This window comes from Sorangium sp. So ce363, assembly GCF_051520435.1.
GTDB classification, from domain to species: Bacteria; Myxococcota_A; Polyangia; order Polyangiales; family Polyangiaceae; genus Sorangium; species Sorangium cellulosum_B.
This window is the reverse complement of sequence record NZ_CP150333.1, coordinates 11,999,201-12,016,778: the sequence shown is the minus strand read 5'-3', so window position 1 is coordinate 12,016,778 and position 17,578 is coordinate 11,999,201. Positions and strand designations below refer to the sequence as shown.

The following is a 17,578-nucleotide window of genomic DNA, read 5'->3' as shown; positions in this document are numbered from 1 at the left end:
CCCATTTTTCTTGACAGCCAGAACATCGAGATTGCTATCGTCGAGCATGCGTTCAGCCTTGTTCTTGCGCCGCTTCGCCCCCGTCATCCTCGTCGCGCCGCTCGCTGCGGCGCTCGGATGCGATGAGGCCGATACCCCGCGAAGCCGCGTGAAGGAGCAAGGCATCGGGGCGGCTGTCGCTGCGCTCACGGCGCCACGCTGGGACATGGCGCCGCCGATGAACGTCGCCCGGAGCAGGCACACGGCGACACGTTTGCTCGACGGGAAGGTCCTCGTGGCCGGCGGAGCGAGCGAGACGGCCGAGGTGTACGACCCCGCCACGAATACATGGGTGCTCGTCGCGCCGATGAGCACGCGGCACACCGGCCACACCGCGACGCTCCTTCCGGACGGCAGGGTCGTCGTGGCCGGCGGCGTGACCGAGGTCGTAGAGATCTACGACCCCGCCGCGGATGCATGGACGCTCGCCGCGCCGCTCGTCACGCCGCGCGAACGCCACACCGCGACGCTCCTGCCCGATGGCCGGATCCTCGTGGCCGCCGGCGAGTTCGAAGAGTGGGTGATGGGCTCGAGCGAGATCTACGATCCCGTCACGAATACGTGGACCGACGCGGGCCCGTTGGCGCAGGTGCGCTCCTCCCACACGGCCACGCTCCTGCCGAACGGCAAGGTCCTCGTGGTGGCCGGGGTGGACGCATCCGGCGACCCCATCGGCAGCGCGGAGATCTACGATCCGATTACGGGCACGTGGACCGCCGCGGGCTCGATCCAGAATCGGGAAGGGCACACCGCGACGCTCCTCGCGAATGGCAAGGTGCTCGTCGCCGGCGGCTACACCGATTACGGTGGTGAGGGGTTCTCCTCCACGAACCGCAGCGCGGCGCTCTACGATCCGGCGAGCGATACCTGGACGACCGCGACGCCGATGAACGTCACCCACCACAACCACACGGCCACGCCGCTCGCCGATGGCCGGGTGCTGGTCGCCGGCGGCGGCGCGCTCACGGAGGTCTACGATCCGGCGAGCGGGAGGTGGTCGCTCGGCAAGTCCCTGAACATGGACCGGAGCCGCCACACCGCCACGGCGCTCGCAGGCGGGCGGGTGCTCGTGGCCGGCGGCGGGAGCGCGACCGTCGAGAGGCTCACCCTCGCGGCCCCGGGCGATTCCTGCCTCTTCGCGGGCGAATGCGCGAGCGGCTTCTGCGTCGACGGTGTCTGCTGCGATGCCGCGTGTGACGCGGGCTCGTGTGACGCGTGCGCGGTGAGCGCAGGCGCGTCGGCGAACGGCACCTGCACGCCGCTGAGCGGAGCCGTTTGCGGCAGCGCCGACGGCTGCACGGCGAACGGCGTCTGCCAGGCGGGCGCTTGCGTCGGGGCGTTGCCGGTCGGCTGCCAGTCCCCGTGGACGCCGGCCGGGAACATGCCCGTGCCGCGGCAAGACGGCACGTGGGCCGAGCTCGCCGATGGCCGCGTGCTCGTGGCCGGCGGGTACGACAACGACTGGAACGATACCCTGTCCGCGGACCTCTACGATCCGGCGACGAACGCCTGGAGCAGCGTCGCGTCGCTCTCGCAGGCGCGCCGCAAGCCCGCGTCGATCCGGGTCTCGACCGGCGAGATCCTCGTCGTGGGCGGTGATTCTCCGTCGACGGCCGAGGCATACGATCCGGCGAGCGATACGTGGACGCTCACCGGCGCCATGGTCGCGCACCACGATCCGAGCGTCGCTCTCTTGCGGCTCCCCGACGATCGTATCCTCGTCGTGGGCGGCGGGACGGCGGTCGCCGAGCTCTACGATCCGACGACGAAATCCTGGGACGCGACGGGCTCGCTCGGCGTCTCGCGCTCGGGGCACTCGGCGGTCCTCTTGCAAAACGGGAAGGTGCTGGTGAGCGGCGGCGCTGGCAATCCGGCGACGGCGGAGCTCTACGACCCGGCCACGGGGACGTTCTCCCCGGCGGGGACGCTGACCTTCGCGCATTCCGGGCACCAGGCGACGAGGCTGCTCGACGGCGGCGTGCTCGTGGTGAGCGGCAACGGCGCCGATCGGTATGACCCGGCCACGAACACCTGGACGCCGACGCAGGCGTTGCTCATGCCGCCCGCCGATTTCACGGCGACGCTGCTCGGTGATGGTCGGGTGCTGGTCATGGGCGCGCCGCACGTCCCGCACGCGCAGGTCTACGAGCCGGCGACGAATGACTGGACGGTGACCGGGCCCCTGGACGTCGCGCGCCGACGTCATACGGCCACGCTGCTCGGAAACGGAATGGTGCTCATCGCGGGCGGCACGGAATGGACGGGCGGCAGCCAGTGCGACCTCCGGAGCGCCGCGGTGTACGACCCCGGGACGAATGGCTGGTCGATGGTGCCGAACCTGAGCAGGCTACGCAGCTCTCCGTCGTCCGTGCTGCTCGATGGCAATCGCGTCCTGGTCTTCGGGGGGCTACTGGGAGGTTGCTCGTCCGGGGACGGCGACCCCGAGGCGCATGCAAGCACGGAGATTTACGAGGGCGGCGTCACCCCGGAGGGCAGCGGCGGAAGCGCAGGCGCGGGCGGGTCCGGCGGAATGGGCGGCTCCGGCGGAAGCGCAGGCGCGGGCGGGTCCGGCGGAATGGGCGGCTCCGGCGGCTCCGGCGGAAGCGCAGGCGAGGGCGGAAGCGCAGGCGAGGGCGGAAGCGCAGGCGAGGGCGGAAGCGCAGGCGAGGGCGGAAGCGCAGGCAGCGCCGGTGGAATGGCCGGCTCCGGCGGTCAGGGCGGTATGGGTGGCGTGAGCGGCACCGGCGGCTCCGGCGACGGCGAAGAGCCGGGCGACGGCTGCCGCGCCGCACGCGGATCCGCGGAGAATAGCGGGAGCGGCTTCGCGGCCCTCGTGGCCCTGGGCGCCCTGTTCGCGCGCCGCCGCAGGCGCTGAAACGCGAGAAGGCTCTCGCAGGCTGTGGAGTGAAGGCGGCCCCTTCGATGCATGGGTAAGTGCCTCCTCAGAAGAATTTGTGGGTGAGCCATTCGGGCTCCGGCAGGTTCCCGAGCGTCTGGTAGCTCTATTGCGGGAAGTCGGCCGGGGGAGCGGACCACCAGGCCGGACGCGCCGGTCAAGACCGGCGCATCCGGCTTGGCGGCTCAAAGGCCGGCGGCGTCCGTCACCCATCGAAGGCAGGGCGCCGGCCGCCTGCGCCGGCGACCCGGTGCTTCGCCAGGAGCTTCTGCAGGTAGGTCCGGTTGAACCCGGACTCCCGCGCCGCCTGCGAGACGTTCCCCCCGTGCCGATCCATCAGCGCCACGAGGAACGCACGCTCCAGCTCGGCGACGCCCGCCTCGCGCGCCGCATCGAGCTCGTCGGCGGAGAGCCGCGAGAAGCGCGGCGCCAGGGGCCCGGGGCCCGGAGGCCGAGCCACATCGGGCGGGAGCAGATCCACGTCGAGCTCCGGTCCCGTCGCCAGGATGCACGCGCGCTCCACCACGTGGGCGAGCTCGCGCACGTTGCCCGGATAAGCATGCTCGCGGAGCGCCCGCGCGGCGCGCTCGGTGAAGCGGGGCCGCTCGCCGGGGCGCTTCCAGCAGGTACGGAGGAAATGCTCGACGAGGAGCGGGACATCGCTCGCGCGCTCGCGCAGCGGCGGAATCTCGATCTCGATCACCTTGAGCCGGAAGTACAGGTCGCGCCGGAACTTCCCTGCCTCGACGAGCGCCGGCAGATCCTGGTGCGTCGCCGCGATCACGCGGACATCGACCTTGTCGGTCCGGTCGGAGCCCACGCGCTGGATCTCTCCGAACTGCAGGAAGCGCAGGAGCTTCGCCTGCACGTCGGGCGCGATCTCCGCGACCTCGTCGAGGAAGAGCGTGCCTCCCTGCGCCGACGCGACCCGCCCGACGCGGTCCCGGTCGGCCCCGGTGAACGCGCCTTTGACGTGGCCGAAGAGCTCCGACTCGAGGATGCTGCCCGGCAGCGCCGAGGTGTGCAGCGTGACGCAGGCCTTGCTGCGCCGCGGGCTGTTCACGTGGAGCGCGCGGGCGATGAGCTCCTTGCCGGTGCCCGTCTCCCCGCGGACGAGCACGGTCGCGTCCGAGTCGGCCACCTGCGCGACCGTCTTGAGGAGCGCGAGCATCCTGGCGTCCTGCGTGACGATGCCCTCGAAATCGTAGCGGGCGAAGAGATCGCGCTCGAGGCGCTGGCTCCGGCGGCGCAGCGCCTCGCGCTCGAGGGCCCGCTTGAGGAAGAGCCCTGCGAGCTCGGCGAACTCGGCGACGAAGCGGAGCGCCTCGGCGCTGGCGGCCCGGGACTTGTACTCCACGTAGACGGCGCCGTAGACGTCGGCGCCGTGGGCGAGGGGCGCGACGAGCGCGGCGGACGCGCCCGACTCCTCGAGGCTCTTGAGGAGCGACGAGCGCGGCTCGTCGGCGTCCCTGGAGAGGTGGACGATCTGCCGCGTCTCGATGGCCTGCCGCACGAGGCCGCGGCTGAACTTGCGCTCCTTGTCGGAGATCCTCGCCTTGTCGAAGTGGACCGCGAACTTCTGCTCGTAGGAGCCGTCCTCACGGACGACGATGAAGCCGCGGTCGGCGCCCGTGGCCTCGAGGACGCGGCGGAGGACGAGCTCGGGGGCCTTCGCGTCATCGTCCTCCGAGAGGAGGATCCTTACGATCTGAAGGAGCGAGGGGTAGAGATCCATGGGCGCAGAAGCGCAGGGTACGATGAGGGGGGAAGGGTGCACAGAGCGATTCCCCGTGGCGTCGGCGGTTCCGCCGGGGAGCGTCGCGGCCAATGGCTGGTCGCCCGCGCGCGCACTAACCTGGCACCGGTTGCTTGCCGAGGGCGTGGTCCGGGCTGCATCGGGTCGGGGAGGGGTCGGCTTGCGTTACCTCCTGCGGAACGCGCCGAGGGCACCGCCGGAAGCGTCACGGAATCGTCCGGCCGACCACAGATCGCGGGGTTAGCGCCCGCCATCGGCAGGTCCCTCTGTGCCAATGTCGGGGGAGACAGGCTGCCCCTGGAACTCTGTGGAGAGAGAGCCGAGAATGGAGGGCGGGCCCCTGGTCCTGCCCTCCGGGCCCGGCGCAACAAGGCGCATGGAAAGACCGTCTGAGGCGCCGTGCCACCGCAATTGCGGTGCTTGGTTGCGCAGGCCGGCCGGGGCGTTCCCTGGTTGACAGGGGCGGCGCCAGCCCCACGCATCGGGGTGCGAGTTTGCTCACATTCCGGGAGCATGCTGCAATGAGTGTCACGCGCGTGCACATCCCCCGAATGTCCAGATACACGCGGTGCGACGAGAGCGGATATCCCAACCACTGGCCACATCTCGCTCGTGCCCCTATTTCCCGGTATGCGCATTGCGAACGCTTACAAAGGCAGGACGCCGGAGGCTCGGCTCTTCGTCCCTGCCATACGAATGGGGGGATCAATTATGCTCTTCAAAAATCTGGTTCCGGCGACCTTTCTGGCGCTCGTTACGGTAACAGCATCCCCTGGTCATGCTGATAGGCGCGCTGTGATCGACGGCGAATTCCGGATCCAACCCTACGTATTGCCGAACGGTCAAGGGTATCGACATCTCACATCGATCATCCACGAAGAAAAGAACGAATTGGTCCTTTTCGGCGGCCTGGGCAACGGCCCTCCGTCGCCGCCAACGCCGATGAACCACAATGTGTACACGCTGAATCTGACGAAACCGCCGTCCCAGCAGGAGTGGAAAGATCGAGGGGCCGACGCCGCCGTGGCGGAACCGTGGTTCACAACCACGAATGGATTCGTCCAGTTCGACGACGAATATTATCTTACATGCGATGATTCCGGCACCGATTCGGTGTATTCCTTCAACGCGAACACGTACAAATTCAAACACCTCTCCACGTCATCACTCGGCCCGGAGCTCAAAGCGGAGGATTGCTGCGCGGTCGGAGTGGAGATACGCGAAGGCAACGAATTCGGCGGCAAGGCCGAAAAGAGAATCTATATCATGGGTGGACAAGACCCCAACGCCGAAGGCTCCCTCTCGATCGTCCGTTACTATTCGATCACGCATGACAGATGGGAGCAGGTGGCGAGCATGAACGTGGAGCGGAGGCATATGGGCTGTGCCGCTGTCGCGCGGGGAGGAAAAACGTCCATCTATGCGATATCCGGCGGCGATTCATCCATCGGCGAGTCGCTCCGATCCCTGGAAGCGTATGACATCACGCGAGACAAGTGGACGCTGTATGACAATTTTGGCGTGGGTCGAACCCGGTTCGGCGTACGGAACGTGGACGACAAGTATCTCTTGCTGATCGGCGGCGACGCGAATTGCACGGGCGGCGCGTGCCAGCCTGATCAGCCGCTCCGCCGGATCGATATCATTGATGTCCGGCATCGAGATCCTAGATTCATCTCCTCCGACGATTATGTGATCCCGGAGCTCAATAGCTCGAGGCAATCCCCCGCAACGAGCTTGAGGAAAATGAGGGGCAACAATCAAGAAGACAAATACATGCTTTACGTGGTCGGCGGCAGGACCCGCGACGACGCAGGCTTGGGCGTGTTGACGACGGCCGAGGTCTTGTCGTTCTCTAATATCAACCCGTCAAGGTGAAGGGCGCTCCGTAGCGATGTCCCCGGACCGGCCGGCGTCCCGGCGTCCCGGAGGCCAATCATTGGCCCAGCACGCGATGCTCGACGTCGGCCTCGCCGCAAAGCGCGGCAGGGCCGCCGTCCGAGCCCTCAAAAAAAACAAGATCCTTGACATTCACGCTTCGGCGAATTCGTAGCGTCCGGCGTCCCCGACAGGCTCATCCCCTGATGGTCGCGCCGTGGATATGCGCCGCAAGATCGGCGTACTTCATGCGAAACCGCCCGCACCCTTCCGGCAGCGGCGCGCGGGGCGGGATGCCCTGGCAGCTGTCCGACCCCGCAGGATTGCGCAGAATGACCGACGCGGGCGTGCCGTCGGCGCCACGCTCGATCTTCTCGCCCGCGACCCAGTGGTAGCCACCTTCCCACTTCAGGAGAATCGGCACCTTCTCCCCGCGCCCCAGGGCCCCGGCGACATCGTCAGCGACGGACGCGCCGCTGCGCAGCAGCGCCGACACGCTCGTGTAGCTGCCGCCCATGATGTCCTGAAACAGGCTCGTGAAGTTGCCGAGCGGGACGCGCGAGTCGCCCCCCAGAGCAGCCCAGAACGAGTCGTTGTCCTCGGGGTTGTCGTAATCGAAGATCCAGCTCATCAGGGTCGCGTGGTTCATGAGCGCGGACTGGAACAGCCGGTCGATGTCGATGCGGCCCGAGGCGTCGCGCTGGATCGCGTTGCGCGGCATCCTCAGCACGCGGCCGGAGCGCAGCGTCACCTCGCCCGCCTCCCGCGTGATCCCGTCGAGGAGCCGCGTGAACTCCGCCGGATCGGCGCGTAGCAGGACGTACTCCATCGTTCCCGCGCCGCAGGTGCCGTGGCGCGCCCCCTGCTTGACGCGCAGCGGGTTGTCCACGTGCCGGATCGCCTGCGCGAGCACGAGGTGCGGATCGATGCCGCCCTCGAGCACGAGCCTGCCATCGCGCCGGACGCCCGCCATGGTCGCGAGGTTCGGCAGGAGCGCCCCCGCGTGCAGCCGGCCCGCGGCGAGCAGCCTGCCGAGCGCGGCCAGCGCGCGCGCGTCGCCCACGAGCGCACGCCGGACCTCGTCGAGGCGCGCGCTCCGATCGGCGGCGAGCGCGCCAGCGGCGGCAGCCGCGGGCCCATCGCCGACGGAGTCCACGGCGGGCGGCGGCGTGTCCGGGTCCGGCTCGGCCCCAGGAACGACCCGCGGGAGCCCCTTCGCGTCCGTGAAATAGCCCTGATCGTGGCGCGAGGCCGCGGCGGACGTCTGGACCGCGGTCGCCTTGCGGCCGAGCGCCGCCACCTCCTCCGGGCTGAGCCCCGCGGCCCTGGCCATGGCCTCGTCGAGCGCCGCCGTATGCCGGACCCCGAGGCGCCTGTCGAGGGCGGCGATCGTCGCGGCGTCCACGATGCCCGTCTGCGGCAGGCCCTCCGCGGCTTGCAGCGCGACGATGGCGGCGTGCGTCTTCGGCCCGAACGAGCCGTCGGCCTTCATCGCGTCGCCGAGCGTGCTGAGCGCCTCTTGCAGGGCGCGCACGCCGTCACCGTGCGCCCCCTGCGCGAGCGTCGCCGTGCCCGCCGCGACCGCGCTCAACACCTCGTTCGACGCGAGCTCGGGGGCGCCGAGCCCTGTGTTCCCGCTGTCCCCCATGGGTCCCCTCCTGCGATCACCAGGCGCGCTGGATCCGTCCCAGGATACCACGCCGCGCCCGTCGGTGCGCGCGTCAGGCGGCGCTGCGGTGCGCGCTGGTTCGGCACCGCGAAGTCGTGCTCTCGATCGTGGGACTCCTTTCTATCTCTCTCCTCGGGTCGCGACGATCCGCCCGGTGCAAAGAGCCTTCAGCTCTTGCCGAGCGTCTGCTGGAGCTCACACGAGCGCAACAGCCGCCCTCTGTTCGGCGGGCATGGCATCCAGCGCCCGCAGCGCATCCATGATCTGGCCTCTCGCAAAGACCTGAGTTTGACCACTGAACGGATTCAACGCCGCATTCCGTCCCGCCAGGAGCGCGCGCCCGAGCCCACACAGCACGTCGATATACCGGTCGTCCAGCGTGGATCAGGCAGGCAACGCGCTCGCGCGAGCTGCGCCGCGCTCGGCCGCATGTGCCCTCTTTCGCGCGCAGCGCAGGGCGTGAGACGATGCCGGCCGGAGGATCAGCCATGAAACCGATCGCAGGAGCAGCAGCGGAGGGCGGGCATCTGGAGCTAGGGATGTTCGGCCCGAACGGCACGGGCCACTCGATGTCGAAGGTCCCCGAGCGCTGGTATCCCACCTGGGAGAACAACCGCGACCTGGCGCTCGCAGCCGAGGCGGCGGGCCTGGATTTCCACATCCCATTCGCGCGCTGGAAGGGCTACGGCGGCGAATCCGACCCTCAGGGCGCCACGCTGGACCCCATCGTCTGGGCGGCGGGCATCCTCGCGATCACGAAGCGGATCAAGGTCTTCACGACCGTGCACACGCCCTTCGTGCACCCCATCGTCATGGCGAAGCACCTGGCCACGATGGACCACATCGGCCCCGGGCGCGTCGGCCTGAACATCGTCACCGGCTGGGACAAGGAAGAGTTCGAGATGTTCGGCATTCCCCTGCGCGAGCATGATGAGCGCTACGAGTACACGAAGGACTGGCTCGACGTGATGCGCGCGCTGTGGACGGCAAACGGGCCCGGCCATCATCGGGGCAAATTCTTCGATCTTCCCGGGCTCATCGGGGAGCCGAAGCCGCGTGGCAAGATCACCCTGATGAACGCGGGGACGTCCAGCGCCGGCCGGGCCTTCGCGATCGAGCGCTGCGATCTGCTGTTCAACATCCTCGTCTCTCCCGAGGCGTGCCGGGAGGAGGTCGCGACGGTCAAGGAGGCAGCGCGCCGCGCGGGTCGCTCCATCGACGTGTACACGACGGCCTGCATCGTCTGTCGTCCCACCCGGAAGCAGGCCGAGGAGTACCACGATTATTTCTCCCGCGAGATGGCCGACTGGCCCGCGACCGACAACCTCATGCATCTGCTCGGGATGGGCTGTCAGTCCTTCTCCCCGGAGTTTTACGCCATGTTCCGGCAGCGATTCGCCGCGGCGCACGGGCACTACTCGATCGTCGGCGATCCGGGCCATGTGGCCGAGGAGATCCGGCGCATCCGTGACACGGGCGTCCGGGGCCTCACCCTCGGATTCATCGACTACACCAGCGAGTTCTCGTACTTCAAGGATGAAGTGATGCCACGCCTCGTCGACCTGGGCGTCCGCCGGCCGCCTGGCTGATCCCGCGGTCATGGTTCCTGGCCCGCTGAGCCCACGTCGAAGTGGCGCTCGGGCTCGGCATCGAGACATCCTGGCCAGGAAATCCGCTTGTGCTCGCTCGGCGAAGACACGCCCCGGCTTCACCTCCGAGAGCCGGCGTAGCTGGTTGCCTGTTCAAGGCGGCCGGCGGAGACGAGCAGAGCGCCTCACGTACAGCCCTGGGCCGGCCGCGCGTCCGCTGGCAGCCGCATCGTGAACGTCGTACCGCGACCGGGAGCGCTGTCCACATCGACGCTCCCGCCGTGGGCTTCGGCGCAGGCGCGTACCAGCATCAGACCGAGGCCCCATCCGTGTGCGCCGTGCTCGCCTGCAGCGCGCGTGAACGGATCGAACAGCGTCTCTTGCGCCTCCGGCGGGATCGGCGCGCCCTCGTTGTGCACGCTCACCTCGACCCCTTCCCGCAGCTTCGTGATGGCGACGGCGATCGGCGCGTCGTTCGCGCCGTACTTCAGCGCGTTCGAAATCAGGTTCCAGAGCGCGCGTCGCAGCTCCGAGGCACCCCAGATCCCTCGGACGCCCCCGTTTGCGTGCAGCACGATGCGGCCAGGGTGATCGGCCGCGATTTCGTCGACGAGCTCGCGGCCGAGGTCGCTCAGGTTGCACTCCTCCAGCGTGAGCGAGAGACGCCGGCCGGCGTGAATCCGATCGGCGTCGAGCAGATCGGTCACCATGCGGTCCGCCCGATCCAGGTTGCGGACGACGACCTCGACCCGCTTCGCGACGACCGGCCCGCTCGCGTCCGGCTGCGCTGCGAGCAGCGTCGCAGCCATCCTCGCGGCCGACAGCGGACCGCGGAGATCGTGCGCCAGGACCGAGACGAACTGGTTTCGTAGCTCGCGCGCGACGCGCAGGGCACCGAGCTGATCGAGCAGCTCCGTGTAGAGTCTGGCGCTATCGAGGTGGAGCGCGAGCCGCTCGCCGACCGCCGCGATGCGCCGCGTCTCACGGGCGGTGAACGTCCGCTTTTCACGGAGGCCGATGTACACGACACCCATGAGAGAACGCTGCGGCGGGAGGCGGATGCCGAGCAGCGAATGGATGCCGCTGTGCCGGAGTCTATCCGGCACGTCGAGCAACGTGGTCTCCACGTCGCGCATCGACATCGCATAGTCCTGCAAGGCGACGGCGCCTGCGAAGGACGATGCGTCGACGGTTCGCACGTACTCGACGAACGGCTCATCGGCCAGGCCCACCGAAGCGACCATCTCCAGCTTCCCGCTCCTGATGTCGTGCAACAGCAGCGCAGCCGTATCGGCGTCCATCGACTCCATGACGACCTCAAGGACCTTCCTCAAACGCCCCGACGACAGGGGCGCCTCTCCGCCGAAAGGCTGCAAGAACGGGTCATGGAGCAGCCGCAGGTAGCGCTTCTCGGCTTGCTCGTCCTCCAGGAGGTGTTGCCGGAACGCTCGCGCTATGAACACGGAACAGGCGTGGATCTCGGCGAAGAGGCGATCGATCTCCTCCAAGCTCGGCTGCTCTTCGGCGCCTGCGATGGCCCAGGAGCGCACGATCGCGCGCCCGAGGATGGCGAACTCTTCCAGCGCCTCCTCGAGGCTGAAGCCAGCACGCAAGCGTGAGGACAGATGGCTCTCGATGAGCTCGTCTCGCTCGCGGCGCACGTCCTCCCCGTCCCATCCGCGCTCGAGCGTCTGCACGTACTTGGGCATCATGTTCGTCAGCTCGGGGCTCGCCAGCCCCCGCGCCGCCGCTGCCCTGTTCGCTTCGCTGGCCCACGCTTCGACGATCTCTGATGCGCGCGCCGCGATGATCTGTTTGATCGTCCGCATCGACACCCTCACATCCTTGTCGAGATGATCCTTAAGAGGCTCGACGGGGCTCCTGCCAGTGCGCGTCACCGAGGCTCCGGATCACACCACCCGAGCGCTTGGACGCATTCCCAGATCTCCGGGTCAGCGAAACCCGCAGGCGCTCGGGGTCGCCCTGGTGATCGCGGTCGTCGCCCTGCCCCGGTCACCGCCCCGACCGGCGCGCCGACCTCGTCTGCTCTCACCGCCTTGCCTCGCCGCCCGCCCCCGGGCAGGCTTCGCCCATGGGCCAGCCCGCCGAGAAGCAGCGCCGCGCCACGTACGCCGACCTCGGCGCCGTCCCGCCGAACAAGGTGGCGGAGCTCGTCCGCGGCACCCTGCACGTGTTCCCCCGGCCGGCACCGCGGCATGCGAGCGCCAAGAGCGCGCTGCTGGGGGAGCTCTTCGGGCCCTTCCAGCGGGGGCGGGGTGGGCCAGGAGGCTGGCGTAGCCTTGTCGAACCCGAGCTCCACTTCCCCGATCCGGACGCGCCCGGGGAGGTCAACGTGCTCGTGCCCGACCTCGCCGGCTGGCGCCGCGAGCGCATGCCCGAGCTGCCCGAGACCACCTATTTCGCGGTCGCTCCAGACTGGATCTGCGAGGTGCTGAGCGCATCCACGGAGGCGGTCGACCGTGATGAGAAGATGCCTATCTACGCGCGCGAGGGCGTGCGGTATGCATGGCTGGTCGACCCGATCGCGCGGACCCTCGAGGCCCACGCGCTCGACGCGGATCGTCGCTGGGGACCCGCGGCCGTCTACCGCGACGCCGCGCGCGTTCGCGTCGTGCCGTTCGAGGCCATCGAGCTCGACCTGTCCGTGCTCTGGGCGGAGTAGCAGGCTGCTGCGCCGTAAACGCCCGGCCATCGCTATGGGCACGGCCAATTCTGGTATCCTGCGCGCCCCTCGCCCGGCCCGGGCGGGGCGAAAGCCCAGGACGCGCCAATGACCCATCCGCTCCGCGACATCGTGCTCCCCGACAGCCGGCCAGTCTTCCAGAACGAAGAGCGTAAGCGTCCCGCGAGATTCGGCGCTGCGCCGCGCGTTGTGAGCTTGGTGGCATGCCTCCTGATAGCGGGGGTTGCGTGCGGGGAAAACGACCCCGCTCCGGCTGCATCCGGGCAGGGCGGCGCTGGCGGAACCGGCGGCGACGCCGGCGCTGGTGGAACCGGCGGCCAGGGCGGTGCGGGTGGAGCCGGCGGCCAGGGCGGCGCCGGCGGCCAAGGCGGCGCCGGTGGAGCCGGAGGCCAGGGCGGCACTGGCGGAGCCGGCGGTGAGGGCGGCACCGGTGGAACCGGCGGCGACGAGCTCGGGGAGCTGCGGAGAGCAGCCGCAGCGGCCGGCAAGCTCCTGGGCGCCGCGGTGGACGCGAGCGCGCTGCGGGACGAGCCGGTGTATCGAGAGATCCTCGCCCGCGAATTCGACTACGTCACCGCAGAGAACGCCATGAAGTGGGGTCCGCTCGCGCCGACCGCCGACAGCTACGCCTGGGCGGACGCCGACGAGATCGTCGCGTTCGCCGAGGAGCACGAGCAGGCCATCAAGGGCCACACCTTCGTCTGGCACCAGCAGACCCCGTCCTGGCTCAACGAGGACATGAGCGCGGACGAGCTGAGGGCCGCCTTGAAGAGCCACATCGAGACCACCCTGGCCCGCTACCGGGGCCGCATCCGCGCCTGGGATGTCGTCAATGAAGCCGTGGATATCAACAGCGGCTCCAGGTACACCGAGAGCATCTTCTGGCGGAAGCTCGGGCCCAGCTACATCGAGGACGCGTTCCGCTGGGCGCGCGCCGCCGATCCCGACGTCCTGCTCTTCTACAACGAGGTGGGCATCGAGCGCATCGGGCCCAAGTCGGACTTCACGTACGAGATGATACGAGATCTCCTGGCCAGAGGCGTGCCCATCGACGGCATCGGTTTCCAGTCGCACGTCTCGATTCATCGTTATCCGGCGGAGAGCAACCTCCGCGCGAACATCCGCCGCTTCGCGGACCTGGGCTTGAAGGTCAACATCAGCGAGCTCGACGCCCGCACCCTGCTGTTGCCTGGCACGCGCGACAGCCGCTGGCAGGCGCAGCGCGTGGCGTTTCAGCAGATCGTGGGCGCCTGCGTGGCCGAGCCCGGCTGCGAGGCGGTGACGTTCTGGGGCTTCACGGACAAGCACTCCTGGATCAACGACGACGGCGATCCCGACGACGCGCTCTTGTACGACCGAGAGTATGTGGCCAAGCCGGCCTACGAGGGCACGCTGGACGGGCTGCGCGGTCTGCGCTCCGTCGTGGGAGACAACGTCCTCGAGAACGGAGATTTCGCGAGCGGCGACGCAAGCTGGGCGGCGACGGGCGGGGAGCTCAGCGTGGGCGCCGCGAGCGAGCGCGAAGGTGCTGCAGCCTGCGTGAGCGGACGGACCGAGACGAGCCACGGGCTCCGCCAGGAAGCCCTGGTGGAGCCGCTCTCCGCAGGGGGCCCGTTCACGTTCTCCAGCTGGATACGTGTGGGGGGCGCCAGCGGCCAGACCGTCAATGCCGCCCTGACGATCACCGAGGAAGGGCAAGCGCCGCGAGACCTCTCGCTCGCCACCATCGTGGCCGCCGACGGGCGCTGGATCGAGCTCGCGGGCAACTTCGGCCTCGGCTTCAACGCGGCGCCTGCCGCCGTCGAGCTCAAGCTTTACGGACCATCGGCGGACGTGGAGCTGTGCGCGGCCGAGGTGAAGATTCAGCCCTTGTCCGCGCGCTGAGCCACGCGCCGGTGAACGAGCGCTCGACCCGCGGCCCCGCCGGCGCATTGCCCTACCCGATCTCCTCGCCCGCCACGGCGACCGCGATCTCCGCGCCCTCTTCCCCGGTCACCCGGAGCGCAAGGCGCGCCCACTCCTCGCCGTCCTTCATAAAATGTTGTCTCCGTGAGCGGAGAGACACGCATCGTCGAACCCCCTGACGGTATCATCCACGCGGTAATTTCGACGAGCCCGGCACCGCGCACGCCCATGAGCACCCCCTCGACCCCTGCCTCCGACGAGGCCGTCCTCCGCGTCCGCAACCTCCACAAGTCCCACGCGCTCGGCGCGACGCCCATCGAGGTGCTCCGCGGCGTCGACCTCGACATCCACGCCGGCGAGATGTGCGCGATCATGGGCCCCTCCGGCGTCGGCAAGAGCACGCTGCTCTCGTGCGTCGCGGGCCTCGAGTCGCCCGATCGCGGCGAGATCCGCGTGCTCGGCGAGGACATGGCCGCCCTCGACGAGCACGGGCGGACGCTCCTGCGCCGCCGCCGCGTCGGCATCGTCTACCAGTTCTTCAACCTCGTCCCGACCCTCACCGGCTACGAGAACATCGTCCTCCCCTACCTCATCGACGGCGCCGCCCCCGACCACGACGCCGCGTCGCGCATGCTCGATCGCGTCGGCATGCGCGCCCGCGCCGAGCACCTGCCCTCGCAGATGTCCGGCGGCGAGATGCAGCTCATCTCCATCGCCCGCGCCCTCGTCCGCCGCCCCGCGCTCGTGCTCGCCGACGAGCCGACCGGCAACGTCAACGTCGCGACCGGCCGCCGCATCATGGCGCTGCTCGCCGACGCCCTCCGCGACGCCGGCAGCGCCATGCTCCTCGTCACGCACAACGCCGAGGACGCCGCCCGCGCCCACCGCGTCGTCTTCATGCGCGACGGCCTGCTCCTGCACGACGCCGCCCTCGCGGGCCCCGCCGTCACCTCGGCCGCCGTCCACGATCGGCTGAAAGAGCTCGGCATCTGAATGCTCCTCCTCCTCCGCGCCCTCTTTCAGCCGCTCGTCCGGATCCTCGCCCTGCGCAACCTGCGCGCCGACCGCTTCGGCGCCATGGCCGCCGTGCTCGGCGTCGCCCTCGGCACGGCCACCGTCAACGTCGTCCTCATCCTCGACGTCGGGACGCGCGCCGTCGAGGCGAGGAGCGCCGTCACCAACCCCGACCTCCCCGTCTTCACCGATCAGACCATCACCCTGCGCGGCCTCCGCCCCGACGGGCAGCCCATCGACGCGGAGGACGCCCAGGAGGAGACCCACGAGGACTACGAGATCATGCGGTCCGCGATCCGCCTCGGCTCGCTCTCCGCGTTCCTCGTCGGCGCCCTCATCGTCTTCTTCACGTTCAACGTCGCCGTCGAGCGCCGCCGCCGCGAGATCGCCCTGCTGCGCAGCGCCGGCGCGCTGCCGCCGCAGGTCGCGGCGGTCTTCGTCCTCGAGGCCTTGCTGCTCGGCGTCGGCGGCGCCGCGCTCGGCCTGCTCGGGTCGATCCCGCTCGCGTACCTCGCCGCGAAGGCGGGCATCACGACGACGGGCCGCGCGCGCATCCCGCTCAACGCCATCGTCCTGCCCTGGAGCGGGATGCTGCTCGTCTGCGGCACCGGCGCCCTGACCGCGCTGCTCGGCGTCCTGCGCCCGGTGCGCGACGCGCTCCGCCTCGACATCGCGCGCGCCCTGCGCCCGCGCTTCGTCGAGGGCGGGGCCGAGCAGCGGCGGCGCATGCGCGGCGTCACGCTGCTCGCGCTGCCGTTCATGGTGCTCGTCTACGGCCTGCTGCGCCCGTTCTTCCAGGAGTCCGTCCCGCTGTTCGCCTTCTTCGTCCTCGAGGCGGGCCTCGCGTGCGCGGCGTTCCTCGCCGCCATCGTCTTCGTCCCGGACCTCGTCGCGCGCCTCGGCGCGCTCGCCGTCCGCCTCGCGCCGCGCCGCTGGGCCGCCGAGCGGCTCCTCCTGCGGCGCCGGGTCGAGCACAGCGGCCACGAGCTCGCCTGGAGCGTCGGCGGCGTGATGATGGTGTTCGCCCTCCTGCTCGCGCTGCACATCGCCACGGCGGCGCTCAAGCAGGAGGTCTCGGCCTGGGCCGGCCGCGCCCTCGCGCCCTACGCGTTCCTCTACCCGGACGAGCCGCTCGGCCACGCCGAGCGCCTGCTGCCGCGGTTGCCCGAGCGCCTCGTCGCGGCGCGCTTCTCGAGCCGCACCCCGTGGCCCAACGTCGCCTACGCCGTCCCCGCCGACGAGCTCCTCGCGCTCGCCGAGGCCACGGGCCGCGCCGAGTCGATCGCGCTCGCCCGCCGCTTCGGCCCGGGCAAGGCGCTGGTCTCCACGATGATGGCCCGGCGCTTCGGCGTCGGCCCCGGCGACCTGCTCGAGGTGGGCGGCCGCGCCGGCGCGCGCCGCCTCGAGGTCGTCGGCATCACCGACGAGCTCGGCTACGTCCACGCGGCCGGCGCGTACCGCAACCTCCGCACGTACGCGGTCATCGACGCGTCCGACTTCCCGGTCATCTCCCCGTACGCGACCGCGATCGGCCACACGATCGCCCTCGCCGATCCCCGGACCGGCGCCGCGGCGGCGCGCGGCGGCTCGGCGACGCCGCCCTGGGCCGAGCTCCTCGCCGACGTGCCGCGCGCGCGCGACGTCCGGATGCAGACGGGGGCCGAGATCGAGGTCATCCGCCGGAAGGCGACGGGGCGCGACTTCGTGATCTTCGACATGATCCTCGGCTTCACGACCCTGCTCGCGGCGATCGGCGTCGCGAACCAGATGGTCCTGGCGCTGCACGCGCGGCGCCGGGAGCTCGCGCTGCACCGCGTGCTCGGCATGACGGCGGGGCAGGTCCGGCGGATGGTGCTGATGGAGGGCGCGCTGGTGGGCGCGCTGGGCGGCGCGCTGGCCGTGCTGCTCGGGATCCCCCTGGGCTCCGCGGCGCTCGGCGCGCTGCGCACGGTGTCGACCTTCGAGGTCGAGCTCAGCATCCCGCCGGAGTACGGCCTGTTCACGGCGCTCGGCGCGACCGCGGTGGCGCTCTTCGCGTCGCTCTATCCCGCGCGGAGCGCGGGGCGGAGCAACGCGGCGGAGTCGGTCCACTACGAGTGACCACGAGCAGGAGCGCGCGCCCGTCCTT

Annotated in this window: 10 protein-coding genes; 7 read left to right on the top strand and 3 right to left on the bottom strand. The window is 70.1% G+C overall.

The window, feature by feature from the left end:
* Positions 1 to 46 precede the first annotated feature (46 nt).
* A complete protein-coding gene (locus WMF12_RS45170; protein ID WP_437854945.1) occupies positions 47 to 2,914 on the top strand; it encodes a kelch repeat-containing protein in 2,868 nt (955 codons plus the stop codon).
* A 226-nt stretch (positions 2,915 to 3,140) separates the two neighbouring features.
* On the opposite strand, the gene WMF12_RS45165 is transcribed toward WMF12_RS45170, so the two are convergent.
* Positions 3,141 to 4,670, bottom strand: a complete 1,530-nt coding sequence (locus WMF12_RS45165) for a sigma-54-dependent Fis family transcriptional regulator (RefSeq protein WP_437854942.1) — start codon at positions 4,668 to 4,670, stop codon at positions 3,141 to 3,143.
* Positions 4,671 to 5,402: 732 nt separating this feature from the next.
* Between WMF12_RS45165 and WMF12_RS45160 the strand changes: the two genes are divergently transcribed.
* Positions 5,403 to 6,569 (top strand): hypothetical protein, encoded by a 1,167-nt coding sequence (locus tag WMF12_RS45160; protein WP_437854938.1) that lies wholly within the window; start codon positions 5,403 to 5,405, stop codon positions 6,567 to 6,569.
* 196 nt (positions 6,570 to 6,765) lie between these two features.
* On the opposite strand, the gene WMF12_RS45155 is transcribed toward WMF12_RS45160, so the two are convergent.
* On the bottom strand, positions 6,766 to 8,217 hold the full coding sequence (locus WMF12_RS45155; protein ID WP_437854936.1) for a peptidoglycan-binding domain-containing protein: 1,452 nt from the start codon (positions 8,215 to 8,217) through the stop codon (positions 6,766 to 6,768).
* A gap of 509 nt (positions 8,218 to 8,726) precedes the next feature.
* Between WMF12_RS45155 and WMF12_RS45150 the strand changes: the two genes are divergently transcribed.
* Positions 8,727 to 9,827 (top strand): LLM class flavin-dependent oxidoreductase, encoded by a 1,101-nt coding sequence (locus tag WMF12_RS45150; RefSeq protein ID WP_437854934.1) that lies wholly within the window; start codon positions 8,727 to 8,729, stop codon positions 9,825 to 9,827.
* A 185-nt stretch (positions 9,828 to 10,012) separates the two neighbouring features.
* On the opposite strand, the gene WMF12_RS45145 is transcribed toward WMF12_RS45150, so the two are convergent.
* On the bottom strand, positions 10,013 to 11,656 hold the full coding sequence (locus tag WMF12_RS45145; protein ID WP_437854931.1) for an ATP-binding protein: 1,644 nt from the start codon (positions 11,654 to 11,656) through the stop codon (positions 10,013 to 10,015).
* A gap of 263 nt (positions 11,657 to 11,919) precedes the next feature.
* On the opposite strand from WMF12_RS45145, the gene WMF12_RS45140 reads away from it, so the two are divergent.
* From WMF12_RS45140 to WMF12_RS45125, 4 genes are all read left to right on the top strand, one after another.
* On the top strand, positions 11,920 to 12,510 hold the full coding sequence (locus WMF12_RS45140; RefSeq protein WP_437854928.1) for a Uma2 family endonuclease: 591 nt from the start codon (positions 11,920 to 11,922) through the stop codon (positions 12,508 to 12,510).
* Positions 12,511 to 12,720: 210 nt separating this feature from the next.
* A complete protein-coding gene (locus WMF12_RS45135) occupies positions 12,721 to 14,415 on the top strand; it encodes an endo-1,4-beta-xylanase (protein ID WP_437854927.1) in 1,695 nt (564 codons plus the stop codon).
* A gap of 249 nt (positions 14,416 to 14,664) precedes the next feature.
* Positions 14,665 to 15,429: an ABC transporter ATP-binding protein gene (locus WMF12_RS45130; protein ID WP_012241252.1), complete on the top strand. Its 765-nt coding sequence runs from the start codon at positions 14,665 to 14,667 to the stop codon at positions 15,427 to 15,429.
* Positions 15,430 to 17,550: an FtsX-like permease family protein gene (locus WMF12_RS45125; protein WP_437854923.1), complete on the top strand. Its 2,121-nt coding sequence runs from the start codon at positions 15,430 to 15,432 to the stop codon at positions 17,548 to 17,550.
* Positions 17,551 to 17,578: the final 28 nt, after the last annotated feature.

Coding starts and splice junctions, on each gene's coding strand:
- WMF12_RS45155 (WP_437854936.1), bottom strand. CDS start 8,217: ATGGGGGACAGCGGGAACACAGGGCTCGGCGCCCCCGAGCTCGCGTCG.
- WMF12_RS45125 (WP_437854923.1), top strand. CDS start 15,430: ATGCTCCTCCTCCTCCGCGCCCTCTTTCAGCCGCTCGTCCGGATCCTC.
- WMF12_RS45160 (WP_437854938.1), top strand. CDS start 5,403: ATGCTCTTCAAAAATCTGGTTCCGGCGACCTTTCTGGCGCTCGTTACG.
- WMF12_RS45145 (WP_437854931.1), bottom strand. CDS start 11,656: ATGCGGACGATCAAACAGATCATCGCGGCGCGCGCATCAGAGATCGTC.
- WMF12_RS45130 (WP_012241252.1), top strand. CDS start 14,665: ATGAGCACCCCCTCGACCCCTGCCTCCGACGAGGCCGTCCTCCGCGTC.
- WMF12_RS45150 (WP_437854934.1), top strand. CDS start 8,727: ATGAAACCGATCGCAGGAGCAGCAGCGGAGGGCGGGCATCTGGAGCTA.
- WMF12_RS45140 (WP_437854928.1), top strand. CDS start 11,920: ATGGGCCAGCCCGCCGAGAAGCAGCGCCGCGCCACGTACGCCGACCTC.
- WMF12_RS45165 (WP_437854942.1), bottom strand. CDS start 4,670: ATGGATCTCTACCCCTCGCTCCTTCAGATCGTAAGGATCCTCCTCTCG.
- WMF12_RS45170 (WP_437854945.1), top strand. CDS start 47: ATGCGTTCAGCCTTGTTCTTGCGCCGCTTCGCCCCCGTCATCCTCGTC.